At 66.4% G+C, this 12,797-nt stretch carries 23 protein-coding genes; all 23 read right to left on the bottom strand.

Going from position 1 to position 12,797, the window contains the following annotated elements:
• Positions 1-37: 37 nt before the first annotated feature.
• The 23 genes from SALPAC3_RS0118055 to rpsJ all read right to left on the bottom strand — a co-directional run bounded on the left by SALPAC3_RS0118055 (position 38) and on the right by rpsJ (position 12,573).
• On the bottom strand, positions 38-691 hold the full coding sequence (locus SALPAC3_RS0118055) for an adenylate kinase (RefSeq protein ID WP_018222590.1): 654 nt from the start codon (positions 689-691) through the stop codon (positions 38-40).
• Positions 692-2,017: a preprotein translocase subunit SecY gene (gene secY, locus SALPAC3_RS0118050; protein ID WP_018222589.1), complete on the bottom strand. Its 1,326-nt coding sequence runs from the start codon at positions 2,015-2,017 to the stop codon at positions 692-694.
• A 923-nt stretch (positions 2,018-2,940) separates the two neighbouring features.
• Positions 2,941-3,384: a 50S ribosomal protein L15 gene (rplO, locus tag SALPAC3_RS0118045; RefSeq protein ID WP_018217048.1), complete on the bottom strand. Its 444-nt coding sequence runs from the start codon at positions 3,382-3,384 to the stop codon at positions 2,941-2,943.
• On the bottom strand, positions 3,384-3,566 hold the full coding sequence (gene rpmD / locus SALPAC3_RS0118040; RefSeq protein ID WP_012015110.1) for a 50S ribosomal protein L30: 183 nt from the start codon (positions 3,564-3,566) through the stop codon (positions 3,384-3,386). Before rpmD ends, rplO begins: the two co-directional genes overlap by 1 nt.
• Positions 3,566-4,180 (bottom strand): 30S ribosomal protein S5, encoded by a 615-nt coding sequence (gene rpsE, locus SALPAC3_RS0118035; RefSeq protein WP_018217050.1) that lies wholly within the window; start codon positions 4,178-4,180, stop codon positions 3,566-3,568. The genes rpmD and rpsE overlap by 1 nt, the downstream gene beginning before the upstream one ends.
• Before the next feature lie 34 nt (positions 4,181-4,214).
• Positions 4,215-4,604: a 50S ribosomal protein L18 gene (rplR, locus tag SALPAC3_RS0118030; protein WP_018217051.1), complete on the bottom strand. Its 390-nt coding sequence runs from the start codon at positions 4,602-4,604 to the stop codon at positions 4,215-4,217.
• Complete coding sequence (rplF, locus tag SALPAC3_RS0118025) at positions 4,601-5,143, bottom strand: 50S ribosomal protein L6 (protein ID WP_018222588.1); 543 nt, start codon at positions 5,141-5,143, stop codon at positions 4,601-4,603. Before rplF ends, rplR begins: the two co-directional genes overlap by 4 nt.
• 16 nt (positions 5,144-5,159) lie before the next feature.
• Entirely contained in the window at positions 5,160-5,567 is a 408-nt protein-coding gene (gene rpsH / locus SALPAC3_RS0118020; protein WP_018217053.1) for a 30S ribosomal protein S8, read from the bottom strand.
• A 93-nt stretch (positions 5,568-5,660) separates the two neighbouring features.
• Entirely contained in the window at positions 5,661-5,846 is a 186-nt protein-coding gene (locus SALPAC3_RS0118015; protein ID WP_007073023.1) for a type Z 30S ribosomal protein S14, read from the bottom strand.
• Between the two features lies 1 nt (position 5,847).
• Complete coding sequence (rplE, locus tag SALPAC3_RS0118010; RefSeq protein WP_018222587.1) at positions 5,848-6,417, bottom strand: 50S ribosomal protein L5; 570 nt, start codon at positions 6,415-6,417, stop codon at positions 5,848-5,850.
• Positions 6,417-6,737, bottom strand: a complete 321-nt coding sequence (gene rplX, locus SALPAC3_RS0118005) for a 50S ribosomal protein L24 (RefSeq protein ID WP_013288626.1) — start codon at positions 6,735-6,737, stop codon at positions 6,417-6,419. The genes rplE and rplX overlap by 1 nt, the downstream gene beginning before the upstream one ends.
• Complete coding sequence (gene rplN / locus SALPAC3_RS0118000) at positions 6,734-7,102, bottom strand: 50S ribosomal protein L14 (protein WP_007073026.1); 369 nt, start codon at positions 7,100-7,102, stop codon at positions 6,734-6,736. Before rplN ends, rplX begins: the two co-directional genes overlap by 4 nt.
• A 97-nt stretch (positions 7,103-7,199) precedes the next feature.
• The gene (rpsQ, locus tag SALPAC3_RS0117995; RefSeq protein WP_012015117.1) at positions 7,200-7,475 is read right to left on the bottom strand and encodes a 30S ribosomal protein S17; all 276 of its coding nucleotides are present in this window, start codon (positions 7,473-7,475) and stop codon (positions 7,200-7,202) included.
• Positions 7,472-7,708, bottom strand: coding sequence for a 50S ribosomal protein L29 (gene rpmC, locus SALPAC3_RS0117990; RefSeq protein WP_012015118.1), 237 nt, complete (start codon positions 7,706-7,708; stop codon positions 7,472-7,474). Before rpmC ends, rpsQ begins: the two co-directional genes overlap by 4 nt.
• Positions 7,708-8,133 carry a 50S ribosomal protein L16 gene (rplP, locus tag SALPAC3_RS0117985; RefSeq protein ID WP_007465292.1) on the bottom strand — a complete coding sequence of 142 codons (426 nt, stop codon included), beginning with the start codon at positions 8,131-8,133 and terminating at the stop codon, positions 7,708-7,710. The genes rpmC and rplP overlap by 1 nt, the downstream gene beginning before the upstream one ends.
• 3 nt (positions 8,134-8,136) lie before the next feature.
• The gene (rpsC, locus tag SALPAC3_RS0117980) at positions 8,137-9,003 is read right to left on the bottom strand and encodes a 30S ribosomal protein S3 (RefSeq protein ID WP_018222586.1); all 867 of its coding nucleotides are present in this window, start codon (positions 9,001-9,003) and stop codon (positions 8,137-8,139) included.
• Positions 9,003-9,461, bottom strand: a complete 459-nt coding sequence (gene rplV, locus SALPAC3_RS0117975) for a 50S ribosomal protein L22 (RefSeq protein ID WP_018222585.1) — start codon at positions 9,459-9,461, stop codon at positions 9,003-9,005. Before rplV ends, rpsC begins: the two co-directional genes overlap by 1 nt.
• A 40-nt stretch (positions 9,462-9,501) precedes the next feature.
• Positions 9,502-9,783 (bottom strand): 30S ribosomal protein S19, encoded by a 282-nt coding sequence (rpsS, locus tag SALPAC3_RS0117970; RefSeq protein WP_018222584.1) that lies wholly within the window; start codon positions 9,781-9,783, stop codon positions 9,502-9,504.
• Between the two features lie 12 nt (positions 9,784-9,795).
• Positions 9,796-10,635, bottom strand: coding sequence for a 50S ribosomal protein L2 (rplB, locus tag SALPAC3_RS0117965; RefSeq protein ID WP_018222583.1), 840 nt, complete (start codon positions 10,633-10,635; stop codon positions 9,796-9,798).
• Positions 10,636-10,647: 12 nt separating this feature from the next.
• Complete coding sequence (gene rplW / locus SALPAC3_RS0117960) at positions 10,648-10,950, bottom strand: 50S ribosomal protein L23 (protein WP_012015123.1); 303 nt, start codon at positions 10,948-10,950, stop codon at positions 10,648-10,650.
• Positions 10,947-11,597, bottom strand: coding sequence for a 50S ribosomal protein L4 (rplD, locus tag SALPAC3_RS0117955; RefSeq protein WP_018222582.1), 651 nt, complete (start codon positions 11,595-11,597; stop codon positions 10,947-10,949). The genes rplW and rplD overlap by 4 nt, the downstream gene beginning before the upstream one ends.
• Positions 11,594-12,253, bottom strand: coding sequence for a 50S ribosomal protein L3 (rplC, locus tag SALPAC3_RS0117950; protein WP_018222581.1), 660 nt, complete (start codon positions 12,251-12,253; stop codon positions 11,594-11,596). The genes rplD and rplC overlap by 4 nt, the downstream gene beginning before the upstream one ends.
• A gap of 11 nt (positions 12,254-12,264) precedes the next feature.
• Positions 12,265-12,573 carry a 30S ribosomal protein S10 gene (gene rpsJ / locus SALPAC3_RS0117945; RefSeq protein ID WP_007073037.1) on the bottom strand — a complete coding sequence of 103 codons (309 nt, stop codon included), beginning with the start codon at positions 12,571-12,573 and terminating at the stop codon, positions 12,265-12,267.
• Between the last annotated feature and the right edge of the window lie 224 nt (positions 12,574-12,797).

Genomic DNA, 12,797 nt, shown 5'->3' with positions numbered 1-12,797 from the left:
TACCCCGCTACCGGGGCTCTATCCGCGGTGCTGGGACTCAGCCGCCGTAGGACCGCAGAGCATCGATTGCCCGAACGGTGACATCCTCGACCGGGCCGGTGGCGTCGATACCCACGAGCTTGCTCTGGGCACCGTAGTAATCCACCAATGGCGCGGTCTTGTCCGTGTACTCCCGCAACCGGGTGGCGATGGTCTCCGGCTTGTCGTCGTCGCGCTGGAACAGCTCGGCGCCACACCGGTCACAGCGCCCCTCCTGACTGGGGGCGTCGAACTCGACGTGCCAGACCTTGCCGCAGCCCCGGCAGGTACGCCGGCCGGAGAGCCGCCGAATGACCTCGTCGTCGTCAACCACCAATTCCAGCACCAGGTCCAGCGCGGCGCCCAGGTCAACGAGGAGCTTGTCCAGCGCGACCGCCTGTGGGGTGGTCCGCGGGAAGCCGTCGAGAAGGAACCCCGCACCGGCGTCCGGTTCGGCGAGCCGGTCCCGGACCATGCTGATGGTCACCTCATCCGGCACTAACTCGCCGGCGTCCATGTACCGCTTGGCCTGGACCCCGAGGGGCGTGCCCTGCGAGACGTTGGACCGGAAGATGTCCCCGGTCGAGATCTTCGGCACCGCGAGGTGCGCGGCGACGAACTCTGCCTGCGTGCCCTTGCCCGCGCCCGGCGGGCCAACCAGAACGAGTCTCATCTACCGCAGGAACCCTTCGTAGTTCCGCTGCATCAGTTGGCTCTCGATCTGCTTGGTGGTCTCAAGGCCGACACCAACCATGATCAGCACTGCGGTACCGCCGAATGGGAAGTTCAGGTACTGCTGGCGGTCGAGCCAGATGAAGAAGAAGTTCGGCAGGATCGAGACGACGGCCAGGTAGAGCGCGCCCGGCAGGGTGATCCGGCTGAGGATGAAGTCGAGGTAGTCGGCGGTCGGCTTGCCCGGACGGATGCCCGGAACGAAACCGCCGTACTTCTTCATGTTGTCCGCGACCTCGGTCGGGTTGAAGGTGATCGAGACGTAGAAGTACGTGAAGAAGATGATCAGCAGGAAGTAGACCACGATGTAGATCGGGCTGGTCGGGTCGACCAGGTTGTTCTGGATCCACACCTGGGTCCGGCCCGGGTTGTTCTGGTCGAAGAACTGCAGGGCCAACTGCGGCAGGTAGAGCAGCGACGAACCGAAGATGACCGGGATGACACCAGCCTGGTTCACCTTCAACGGGATGTAGGTGGACGTGCCGCCGTACATCCGCCGGCCGATCATGCGCTTGGCGTACTGCACCGGGATCCGGCGCTGCGACTGCTCGATGAAGGTAACCGCGGTGATGATGACCAGCACCAGGGCGATGACGAGCAGGAACTTGGCCCAGCCCTGGCTCTCCTTGATCGTCCAGCCCTCGGCGGGGAGCCGCGCCGCGATCGAAGTGAAGATCAGCACGGACATGCCGTTGCCGACACCGCGGCCAGTGATCAGCTCGCCGAGCCACATCACCACACCGGTGCCCGCGGTCATCGTCATGACCAGGATGCTCAGAGTCAGCCAGTCCGGGATTCCGGTGTTTTCCGGGATGATCGGGAACTGGTCGCACTGGTTGTTGAAGAGCTGCCCGGAGCGGGCCAGCGCCACGAAGGCCGACGCCTGCAGAACGCCGAGCCCAAGGGTCAGGTAGCGGGTGTACTGCGTGATCTTCGCCTGGCCGGCCTGGCCCTCCTTACGGAGCTGCTCCAGCCGAGGGATCACCACGGTCAACAGCTGCAGGATGATCGACGCGGTGATGTAGGGCATGATGCCCAGCGCGAAGACCGAGAGCTGCAGCAGCGCCCCACCGGAGAAGAGGTTGAGCAGGTTCAGTACGCCGGTGCTGCCCTGGGTCGCGTCGATGCACTTCTGCACGTTGGTGTACGACACACCGGGGCTGGGCAGCGCGGCACCGAGGCGGTAGATCGCAATGATGCCGATCGTGAACAGCAGCTTCTTGCGCAGGTCAGGCGTACGGAACGCACTGAGAAAGGCAGACAGCAAGTTCTTCCTCCTGCGCGAAGGCCGCGTGGCCTTTCGCCAACACGGGCACCATCAGACTGGCGACCTAGACGACGCCGAAGTCACACCTTAACAGGCTTGCCCAACACCACACCACTGGGTGCCTACATGTCTCGTTCCGTCAGGCCGCGGCATACGCACCTGACAGACGAGGGAGCGAACCTCCACGGCCTCCCACATCGGGGCCCGGAGCAGCTTGCGCGCCCATCCGACGACCAGAGAGCGACGCGCCGATTTATCGAGCCTATAAGCTTCTATTGACCCCGGCACCACCCGTACGCTAGCGTGCAGAATTGTTGAAAACTATAGCGAACGGCTACGGGCGGCTCCCGCGCACCCCGACCTGACTCCGACCTCGATCCCCTGATCTGGGTCTCGGCCTCGGTCCGGGTCTCAGGCTCGGTCTCGCCACCGCCGTCACGCTGGTGCTCGCCACAGTCCAACCGGACCTCAGCCACGCCTCCACCCTGGCCGGTGAAGTCCGCGTCAGGTGCGCCACGCGAGCACGAAAGTGGTATCGCTGACCATTCCCGCATCAGGGCTTCGAGTCCGCCGGACCGTAACGCGGCAGCACCTGGAAAGAGGGTTACCCAGCCCGTCGGTCAATTCGAAATATTTCTACCGCGACCAACCCGGCCACATTTCTCGAAGCTACCGCAGGCGTAGCGAACGCGGGCCACAAGACCACGGTCTCACTCTTTCGGGAAACAAACCCGAAAGCGGTCGCGGTCGGCATTACCAAAACGCGGTGCGACTCACTGGTCATTCAAACGGCCAATCACAGGGCAGCGGGTTCAGGACGCTTCACGTTTCCCACGAACCAGGCCCACACCACATAACGACGGCCAACGAGTCGCGGCGGGGGCATGGTCGGTTTCCCCAACCATGCCCCCGCCGCAGACCTCTTACAGCTCGGTAATCGAACCACCGGCGGCAGTGATCTTCTCCTTGGCCGACGCGCTGAACGCCTGCGCCGAGACCTGGAGGGTAACGCCACCGAGGTCACCGGTCCCGAGGACCTTGATCGGCTGCCCCTTGCGCACCGCACCGGCATCAACCAGCTCGGCCGGGCCAACCTGGCCACCATTCGGGAACAGCTCGGCGAGCCGCTCCAGGTTGACGACCTGGAAGGTCACCTTGAACTTGTTCTTGAAGCCCTTCATCTTCGGCAACCGCATGTGGATAGGCATCTGCCCACCCTCGAACGCTGCCGAGATGTTCTTCCGGGCCTTCGACCCCTTGGTACCGCGACCGGCGGTCTTGCCCTTGGAGCCCTCACCACGACCCACCCGGGTCTTGGCGACCTTGGCACCCGGCGCCGGACGCAGGTGGTGGACCTTGATCGTCATTACTCGACCTCCTCGACCTTCACGAGGTGGTTGACCGTGAAGATCATGCCGCGAATCTCCGGACGGTCTTCCTTGACCACCACGTCGTTGATCCGCTTGAGCCCGAGCGAACGCAGCGAGTCCCGCTGGTTCTGCTTGGTCCCAATCTCGGACCGGACCTGGGTGACCTTCAGGCGAGCCATCAGGACGCCACCTCCGCCCGCGACGCCAGCATGGCCGCCGGCGCGACGTCCTCAACCGGCAGGCCCCGCCGGGAGGCGACGGCCTCAGGGGACTCAAGCCCCTTCAGCGCCGCCAACGTGGCGTGCACGATGTTGATCGGGTTGGACGACCCGAGGCTCTTCGAAAGCACATCGTGAATGCCGGCGCACTCCAGCACGGCACGGACCGGGCCACCGGCGATGACACCGGTACCGGCCGAAGCCGGCTTCAGCAGCACGACACCGGCGGCGTCCTCGCCCTGCACCGGGTGCGGGATGGACTGACCGATCCGCGGCACCTTGAAGAAGTGCTTCTTGGCCTCCTCGACACCCTTGGCGATCGCCGCGGGCACCTCCTTGGCCTTTCCGTAGCCCACACCGACGGTGCCGTCGCCGTCGCCCACGATCACCAGGGCGGTGAAGCTGAAGCGACGACCACCCTTCACGACCTTTGCGACGCGGTTGATTGCGACGACCCGCTCGAGGTGCGGGGTCTTCTCGACGGGCGCGTTTCCGCGGCCGCCCTCACGGCGGTTGTCGCGGCGACCACCCTCGTTGCCACCGGACCCGCCGCCACGGCGCTGTTGACCTGGCATCAGCAGCCTTCCTTCTCTCTCGTGACGGGGTTTGTCAGAACTCGAGCCCGGCTTCGCGGGCGGCGTCGGCCAGCGCGGCGACCCGCCCCGCGTACCGGTTGCCACCGCGGTCGAAGACGACCTTGGCGATACCAGCGGCCTTCGCCCGCTCGGCGAGCAGAACGCCGACCTTGCCGGCCAGAACACTCTTGTCGCCCTCGGTGCCCCGCAGCGAGGCATCCAGGGTCGAGGCCGACACCAGGGTGTGCCCCTTGGTGTCGTCCACGATCTGGGCGACGATGTGCCGCAGCGAACGGGTGACCACCAGGCGGGGACGCGCGGGCGTCCCACTGACCTGCCGCCGGACCCGGAAGTGCCGGCGCGCCCGCCCGACGGCGCGCTTGGCGGCGACACCGCGGCGACGCTTGAGCAGCGTGGCGCTCACTTCTTACCTGCCTTTCCGGCCTTACGGCGGATCACTTCACCCTGGTACTTCACGCCCTTGCCCTTGTAGGGCTCCGGCGGACGGATCTTCCGGATGTTCGCGGCGACCTCACCGACCAGCTGTTTGTTGATGCCGGCCACGTGGAACAGCGTGGGCTTCTCCACCGAGAAGGTGATGCCTTCCGGCGCCACCACGGTGACCGGGTGCGAGAACCCGAGCGCAAACTCGAGGTCCTTGCCCTTCGCGGTTACCCGGTAACCGGTGCCCGCGATCTCCAGACTCTTCCGGTAGCCCTCGGTCACACCGACGATCATGTTGGCGACCAGGGTACGGCTCAGTCCGTGCAGTTCCTTGGCCGTGCGCTCGTCATTCGGGCGAGCCACGTTCAGCTGCCCGTCCTCCGCCCGCTCGATCGTGATCGGCTCGGCGACGGTGTGCGAGAGTTCGCCCTTGGGGCCCTTGACCGTGACGGTCTGGCCGGCGATCGTGACGTCAACGCCGGCTGGCACCGGGATCGACTTACGTCCAATACGCGACATTTCTACCTGTCTCCCGTTACCAGACGAAGGCGAGGACTTCCCCGCCAACGCTCCGCTTGCGGGCCTGCCGATCGGTGAGCAGCCCCTGGGACGTCGAAATGATCGCCACGCCAAGCCCGCCGAGCACCCGCGGGAGCTCACCCGACTTGGCGTACACCCGGAGGCCGGGCTTGGACACGCGCTTGATGCCGGCCAGGCTCCGCTCGCGGTTCTGGCCGTACTTCAGCTCGACGACCAGTCGCTTGCCGACGGCGCTCTCCTCGGGCTCCTCGACCAACCAGGTGCTGATGTACCCCTCGGACTTGAGGACCTCGGCGATATTCGCCTTGATCTTCGAGTAGGGCATCGTCACCCGGTCGTGGTACGCCTGGTTGGCGTTACGCAGACGCGTGAGCATGTCTGCGATCGGGTCGGTCATCGTCATTAAACTCGTCAACCTTTCTCGCCGGGGTTCCCGGGCGATCCCGGGCCTACGGCGAAGAGACAGTGCAGCTGACGCGCGGAGCGCGCCGGGCTATTACCAGGAAGCCTTGGACACGCCGGGCAGCTCACCGCGGTGGGCCATCTCCCGGATGCAGACCCGGCAGAGACCGAACTTGCGGTAGACCGCCTTCGGACGCCCGCACCGCTGGCAGCGGGTGTACGCGCGAACCGAGAACTTCGGCTTCGCGGCCGCCTTGAGGATCAGCGCCTTCTTGGCCATCTCAGTTCTCCTTGAACGGGAAGCCCAGGAACTTGAGCAGCGCCCGGCCCTCATCGTCGGTCGTGGCGGTGGTGACCACCGTGATGTCCATGCCCCGCTGGCGATCGATCTTGTCCTGGTCGATCTCGTGGAACACCGACTGCTCGGTCAGACCGAACGTGTAGTTACCGTTCCCGTCGAGCTTGCGCCCGTCGAGACCGCGGAAGTCACGGATACGCGGCAGCGCGATGGAGAGCAGCCGGTCCAGGAACTCCCACATCCGGTCGCCGCGCAGCGTGACCTTCGCGCCGATCGGCATGCCCTCCCGCAGCTTGAACTGCGCGATGGACTTGGTGGCCCGCCTAACCTGCGGCTTCTGGCCGGTGATGGTGGCCAGATCGCGGACGGCGCCGTCGATCAACTTGGCATCCCGGGCGGCCTCGCCGACACCCATGTTGACGACGATCTTGACCAGACGCGGCACCTGCATCGGGTTGCCGTACTTGTACTGCTCCCGCAGCTGGCCCACGATCTCGTTACGGTACCGCTCCTTGAGGCGCGGCATGGTCTTGGTTTCGGTAGCCGTGGTCATCACAGGTCCTTACCGGTGCTACGCGCGATGCGGACCTTCTGGCCATTGTCATCGATCCGGTAACCGACTCGGGTCGGCTTGCCGTCGGAGTCCAAGACCATCACGTTCGAGACGTGGATCGGAGCCTCCTGGGTGACGATGCCACCGGTCTTCGCGCCACGCTGGGTGGTGCTGATGCGGGTGTGCTTCTTGACCCGGTTCACGCCCTCGACCAGGACCTTGTCCTGCCGCGGGTAGGCCGCGATGACCTTACCCTTGGCACCCTTGTCCTTGCCGGCGATGACGACGACCGTGTCGCCCTTCTTGACCTTCACGGTCACAACACCTCCGGCGCGAGAGAAATAATCTTCATGAACCGCTTGTCCCGCAGCTCCCGGCCAACCGGGCCGAAGATACGGGTGCCACGCGGATCCCCACCGTCCTTGATGATGACGGCGGCGTTCTCGTCGAAGCGGATGTACGAGCCGTCCGGCCGCCGCTTCTCCTTGGCGGTACGAACGACGACCGCCTTCACGACATCGCCCTTCTTGACACCGGCGCCCGGGATCGCGTCCTTGACGGTGGCCACGATGACGTCGCCGATGCTCGCGTAGCGCCGACCGGAGCCACCGAGCACCCGGATGCACAGGATCTCCCGGGCACCCGTGTTGTCGGCGACGCGCAGTCGCGACTCCTGCTGAATCACGTCTATCTCCTATGTCTGCCGGTTCTCCGGCCGCACACGGCGGCCGGAGCCTGGCGGAACCTGCGCCCGACCGGAACCGGCCGAGCTCGAGCCTTCGCTACTTGGCCTTCTCGAGGATCTCCACGAGCCGCCACCGCTTGGTGGCAGACAACGGCCGGGTCTCCATGATCAGGACCCGGTCGCCGATGCCGGCCGAGTTCTGCTCGTCGTGGACCTTCAGCTTGCTGGTGCGGCGCATGATCTTGCCGTACAGCCCGTGCTTGACGCGGTCCTCGACCTCGACGACAACGGTCTTGTCCATCTTGTCGCTGACCACGAGGCCCTCACGAACCTTCCGGCGGGCCCGCGTGGTCGCGGTGGTGTTCTCGCTCATCCTGCAGTCACCTCAGTCGGCGCGGCCGAGAGCCCCAGCTCGCGTTCACGCATGATCGTGTAGATCCGGGCGATCTCCCGACGAATGACCTGCAGCCGCCGGTTGTTGTCCAGCTGCCCGGTTGCGGCCTGCACGCGGAGGTTGAACAGCTCCGCCTTAGCCTCGCGCAGCTTCGTGACCAACTCCTCCTCGGAGAGCTCACGCAGCTCGGCGGCCTTAACGCCCGCTGCCATCAGGATTCACCCACTTCGCGTGTAACAATCCGGCACTTCATCGGGAGCTTGTGAATCGCGCGACGCATCGCCTCACGCGCGATCTGCTCGTTGGGGAAGGACATCTCGAAGAGAACCCGCCCCGGCTTCACATTCGCGACCCACCACTCGGGAGAGCCCTTACCGGAACCCATCCGGGTCTCCGCCGGCTTCTTGGTGAGCGCCTGGTCCGGGAAGATCGTGATCCAGACCTTGCCACCACGCTTGATGTGCCGGGTCATCGCGATACGCGCCGACTCGATCTGGCGGTTGGTCACGTAGGCCGGCTCGAGAGCCTGGATCCCGAACTCGCCGAACACCACCCGGTTACCGCCCTTGGACGCGCCACTGCGGTCCGGGTGGTGCGGCTTGCGGAAGCCCTTCGGGGGCTTGCGCGGCATCAGCATCTGTCAGCCCTCCTGCTGCGTTTCTGCCGGCTGGGTGGCGGCCGACGCGATCGCGCCAGCGTCCACCGACTCGCCGCTCGGCGTCTCGGCCGCCTGCGCGATGGTGGTCGCGGCGGCGCGGCCGGCCTCGGTGCCACCAGCGGTGGTGCCGGACGAACCAGACCTACCCCGACGCGGACGCTCCGAGCGGTCGCCGCGCTCCCGGCGCGGACGCGACGGAGCCTCGGCCGGGGTCTCCCGGCCCGGCACCGCGTCGCCCTTGTAGATCCAAACCTTCACACCGATCCGGCCGAAGGTGGTCCGGGCCTCAAAGAAGCCGTACTCGATGTTGGCCCGTAGCGTGTGCAGCGGGACCCGGCCCTCGCGGTAGAACTCGGTCCGGCTCATCTCGGCACCACCGAGCCGCCCCGAGACCTGCACCCGGATGCCCTTGCAGACCGGGTTCTTCATCGCCGACTGCATGGCCTTGCGCATCGCCCGACGGAAGCTGACCCGGCTGGACAACTGCTCGGCCACGCCCTGCGCGACGAGCTGCGCGTCCGACTCGGGGCTCTTCACCTCGATGATGTTGAGCTGGACCTGCTTGCCGGTCAGCTTCTCCAGCTTGCCGCGGATCCGGTCGGCCTCAGCACCCTTACGGCCGATCACGATGCCCGGTCGGGCGGTGTGGATGTCGACGCGGACCCGGTCCCGGGTGCGCTCGATGTCAACCTTGGAGATTCCCGCCCGCTCCAGGCCCTTGGACATCATCCGCCGGATCTTGACATCCTCGCCGACGTAGTCCTTGTAGAGCTTGTCCGCGAACCAGCGCGACTTCCAGTCGGTCGAGATGCCGAGCCGGAACCCGTGCGGGTGAACCTTCTGACCCATTACTCGGCACCCTCCGTCTTGCTCTCGGTCGCAGCTGGCGTGGTCTCCTTCGCCGGGGCCGCCTTCTTCGCCGCCGCCTTCTTGGGCGCAGCCGGCGCGACCGCCTCAACCACCACCGTGATGTGACAGGTGCGCTTCCGGATCCGGTACGCCCGGCCCTGGGCGCGCGGCTGGAACCGCTTCATCGTCGGGCCCTCGTCCACGTACGCCTCGCGGACGAGCAGCGCATCGGGGTCCAGCCGCTCGTTGTTCTCCGCGTTGGCGATCGCGCTCGCGAGTACCTTGTACACCTGCTCGCTCGCGGCCTGTGGCGCGAACTGCAGCACCGTGAGCGCCTCCTTCGCGGGCAGGCCGCGGACGAGGTTGACCACCCGGCGCGCCTTCATCGGCGAGATGCGCACGTACCGCGCAACCGCCCGCGCGCCCGGAAGCACCGGAGCGTCGCCCTTTCCTGGCATCGCTGTAACCCCTTGTTCCTCTATCCGTATGCCCGCGGCGTCAGCGCCGACGGCTCTTCCGGTCGTCCTTCTCGTGACCCTTGAACGTGCGGGTCTGCGCGAACTCGCCGAGCTTGTGCCCGACCATCGCCTCGGTCACGAACACCGGGACGTGCTTGCGTCCGTCGTGCACAGCGATCGTGTGACCCAGCATCTCCGGGATGATCGTCGAGCGCCGCGACCAGGTCTTGATGACGTTCTTGGTGCCCTTGTCGTTCTGCGTCTCCACCTTCTTGAGCAGGTGGTCGTCGATGAACGGGCCCTTCTTCAGGCTGCGAGGCATCTCTTATCTCCCTCAGCCGCGCTTACGCGTGGCGTAGCGACGGCGGACGATCAGCCGGTCACTCGGCTGGCCCTTACGGCGGGTACGGCCCTCGGGCTTACCCTGCGGGTTGACCGGGTGCCGGCCACCAGAGGTCTTACCCTCACCACCACCGTGCGGGTGGTCGACCGGGTTCATGGCCACACCACGGACGGTCGGGCGCTTGCCCTTCCACCGCATCCGGCCGGCCTTGCCCCAGTTGATGTTTGACTGGTCGGCGTTGCCGATCTCACCGATGCTGGCCCGGCAGCGCACGTCAACGCGGCGGATTTCACCGGAGGGCATCCGCAGGGTCGCGTAGGCGCCCTCCCGGCCGAGCAGCTGGATTCCGGTCCCCGCGGAGCGGGCCAGCTTGGCGCCGCCCCCCGGACGCAGCTCCACGTTGTGGATCGTCAGACCGACCGGGATGTTCCGCAGCGGCAGGTTGTTGCCCGGCTTGATGTCGGCGCCCGGACCCGACTCGACGATGTCGCCCTGCTTCAGGTCCTTCGGCGCGAGGATGTACCGCTTCTCGCCGTCCAGGAAGTGCAGCAGTGCGATCCGCGCGGTGCGGTTCGGGTCGTACTCGATGTGCGCGACCTTCGCCGGCACGCCGTCCTTGTCGACTCGCTTGAAGTCGATGATCCGGTACTGGCGCTTGTGGCCGCCACCCTGGTGCCGGGCGGTGATCCGGCCGTGGGCGTTCCGCCCACCCTTCTTCGGCAGCGGGGCCAGTAGCGACTTCTCCGGCGTGGACCGGGTGATCTCGGCGAAGTCGGCGACACTCGAGCCACGCCGGCCCGGCGTCGTCGGCTTGTACTTACGGATAGCCATTGTCTACACCCCTCAGCTGACCGGGCCGCCGAAGGCCTCGATGCGGTCACCGTCAGCCAGCTTCACCATCGCCCGCTTGGTGTCCTTGCGCTTGCCGAACCCGGTCCGGGTCCGCTTGCGCTTGCCCACGCGGTTGAGCGTGTTGACCGTCAGGACGCGGACGTTGAAGATCTGCTCAATGGCGATCTTGATCGCGGTCTTGTTCGCGTCCGGGTGCACCAGGAACGTGTACCAGTTGCGGTTCAGCTCGCTGTAGCTCTTCTCCGAGACGACCGGCGCAATGATGATGTCGCGCGGGTCGGCGATCGTGCTCACTTGCCACCCTCCTCGGTGGTCTCAGCGGGAACGCCCAGGAACTCCTCCAGGGCCTCCTTGGTGAAGACCACGTCGTCGGCCAGCAGCACGTCGTACGTGTTGAGCTGGCCGGACTCGATCAGGTGCACCCGCGGCTCGTTGCGCAGCGACACCCAGTTCACCTCATCGGTGCTGCTCAGCACCACCAGCACCCGGCGTGCGTCGGTCAGCTTCGCCAAGGTGGTCAGAGCCGCCTTCGTTGACGGCTTCTCACCGGCGACGAACGCCTCGACGACATGCACCTTCTCCGCGCGGGCCCGGTCCGAGAGGGCACCCCGCAGCGCGGCGGCCTTCATCTTCTTCGGGGTGCGCTGGCTGTAGTCGCGCGGCACCGGGCCGTGTACCACGCCGCCCCCGGCGAACTGCGGAGCGCGGATCGAGCCCTGGCGGGCCCGGCCGGTGCCCTTCTGCTTGTAGGGCTTCTTGCCGCCGCCGGCGACCTCGCCCCGCGTCTTGGTCTTGTGCGTGCCCTGTCGAGCCGCCGCGAGCTGAGCCACCACGACCTGGTGCATCAGCGGGATGTTGGCCTGCGCGTCGAAGATGTCAGCGGGCAGCTCGACGGAGCCGGCCTTGGTACCTTCGACGGTGAGGACATCAACGGTGGTCACTTGGCTGCCCCACCCTTCTTCGCCTTGGCCGCGGTGCGGACCAGGACCAGCGCGCCCTTGGGGCCAGGGATGGCACCCCGGACGAGCAGGAGATTGTTCTCGGTGTCAACCGCCTGGACGGTGAGGTTCTGGACGGTGTAACGCACGCCACCCATCCGGCCGGCCATCCGGGTGCCCTTGAAGACACGTCCCGGCGTGGCGCAGCCGCCGATCGAACCCGGCGAGCGGTGCTTGCGCTCGACACCGTGACTGGCGCGCAGGCCGTGGAAGCCGTGCCGCTTCATCGGGCCGGCGTAGCCCTTGCCCTTGGTCTTTCCGGTCACGTCAACCGAGATCCCGGCCGGGAACTCCTCGACCGTGACCTCCTGGCCGAGCGAGTACTCGGTGGCGTCGGTGGTGCGCAGCTCGACGATGTGTCGGCGCGGCGCGACTTCGGCCTTCGCGTAGTGGCCGCTGATCGGCTTCTTGACCTTGCGCGGGTCGATGGCGCCATACGCCAACTGAACGGCCGCGTAGCCGTCCTTTTCCTGGCTACGGACCTGGCTGACGACACACGGGCCGGCCTGCACCACAGTCACCGGGACAACACGGTTGTTGTCCCAGACCTGGGTCATGCCGAGCTTCGCGCCCAGGATCCCCTTGACTTGCCTGTCCATTTGTCCGATCCCTACAGCTTGATCTCGATGTCGACGCCAGCCGGCAGGTCGAGGCGCATGAGCGAGTCGACCGTCTTCGGGGTCGGGTCGATGATGTCGATCAGCCGCTTGTGCGTGCGCATCTCGAAGTGCTCGCGCGAGTCCTTGTACTTGTGCGGCGAGCGGATAACGCAGAAACGGTTGATCTCCGTGGGCAGCGGCACCGGCCCTGCGACCTGCGCCCCGGTGCGCGTCACCGTCTCGACGATCTTCCGAGCCGAGGAGTCGACGACCTCGTGGTCATAGGCCTTGAGCCGGATGCGGATCTTCTGTCCCGCCATAGTGGCTTCTGTTCCTTCTCTCGATGCCGCTGTGTTGCGGACGCCCGTGCCGAGTGGCACCGGGCCCGCTTCGCCGACCCCCGCGGTCGGGCGTGTCGCGCCCTTGGTTCAGAGTCCGCCCCGGGATTCCGGAGCGATTCTGCCGCGGTGGGTCATCACGTCAATCGCACTATGGCGACCTAGACGCCGCGCGAGGGTGGTCAGCGAAGAATCGCCGACCACCC

It is taken from the genome of Salinispora pacifica DSM 45544 (assembly GCF_000378845.1).
Taxonomy (GTDB): domain Bacteria; phylum Actinomycetota; class Actinomycetes; order Mycobacteriales; family Micromonosporaceae; genus Micromonospora; species Micromonospora pacifica.
Note: the sequence above shows the minus strand (reverse complement) of the source record. Positions and strands in the feature narration are given on the sequence as shown.

What these genes read in the sequence shown, in the direction of transcription:
- SALPAC3_RS0118015 (WP_007073023.1), bottom strand. Translation starts at nt 5,846, where the DNA reads ATGGCCAAGAAGGCGCTGATCCTCAAGGCGGCCGCGAAGCCGAAGTTC.
- rplO (WP_018217048.1), bottom strand. Translation starts at nt 3,384, where the DNA reads ATGACGATCAAGGTCCACCACCTGCGTCCGGCGCCGGGTGCCAAGGTC.
- rplF (WP_018222588.1), bottom strand. Translation starts at nt 5,143, where the DNA reads ATGTCGCGTATTGGACGTAAGTCGATCCCGGTGCCAGCCGGCGTTGAC.
- rplC (WP_018222581.1), bottom strand. Translation starts at nt 12,253, where the DNA reads ATGGACAGGCAAGTCAAGGGGATCCTGGGCGCGAAGCTCGGCATGACC.
- rpmD (WP_012015110.1), bottom strand. Translation starts at nt 3,566, where the DNA reads ATGGCTCGCCTGAAGGTCACCCAGGTCCGGTCCGAGATTGGGACCAAG.
- rpsJ (WP_007073037.1), bottom strand. Translation starts at nt 12,573, where the DNA reads ATGGCGGGACAGAAGATCCGCATCCGGCTCAAGGCCTATGACCACGAG.
- rpsS (WP_018222584.1), bottom strand. Translation starts at nt 9,783, where the DNA reads ATGCCTCGCAGCCTGAAGAAGGGCCCGTTCATCGACGACCACCTGCTC.
- rplP (WP_007465292.1), bottom strand. Translation starts at nt 8,133, where the DNA reads ATGCTGATGCCGCGCAAGCCCCCGAAGGGCTTCCGCAAGCCGCACCAC.
- rpsQ (WP_012015117.1), bottom strand. Translation starts at nt 7,475, where the DNA reads ATGAGCGAGAACACCACCGCGACCACGCGGGCCCGCCGGAAGGTTCGT.
- rpsE (WP_018217050.1), bottom strand. Translation starts at nt 4,180, where the DNA reads ATGCCAGGTCAACAGCGCCGTGGCGGCGGGTCCGGTGGCAACGAGGGT.
- rplE (WP_018222587.1), bottom strand. Translation starts at nt 6,417, where the DNA reads ATGACCACGGCTACCGAAACCAAGACCATGCCGCGCCTCAAGGAGCGG.
- rpsH (WP_018217053.1), bottom strand. Translation starts at nt 5,567, where the DNA reads ATGACGATGACCGACCCGATCGCAGACATGCTCACGCGTCTGCGTAAC.
- rplB (WP_018222583.1), bottom strand. Translation starts at nt 10,635, where the DNA reads ATGGCTATCCGTAAGTACAAGCCGACGACGCCGGGCCGGCGTGGCTCG.
- rplV (WP_018222585.1), bottom strand. Translation starts at nt 9,461, where the DNA reads ATGCCAGGAAAGGGCGACGCTCCGGTGCTTCCGGGCGCGCGGGCGGTT.
- rpmC (WP_012015118.1), bottom strand. Translation starts at nt 7,708, where the DNA reads ATGGCAGCGGGCGTTAAGGCCGCCGAGCTGCGTGAGCTCTCCGAGGAG.
- rpsC (WP_018222586.1), bottom strand. Translation starts at nt 9,003, where the DNA reads ATGGGTCAGAAGGTTCACCCGCACGGGTTCCGGCTCGGCATCTCGACC.
- SALPAC3_RS0118055 (WP_018222590.1), bottom strand. Translation starts at nt 691, where the DNA reads ATGAGACTCGTTCTGGTTGGCCCGCCGGGCGCGGGCAAGGGCACGCAG.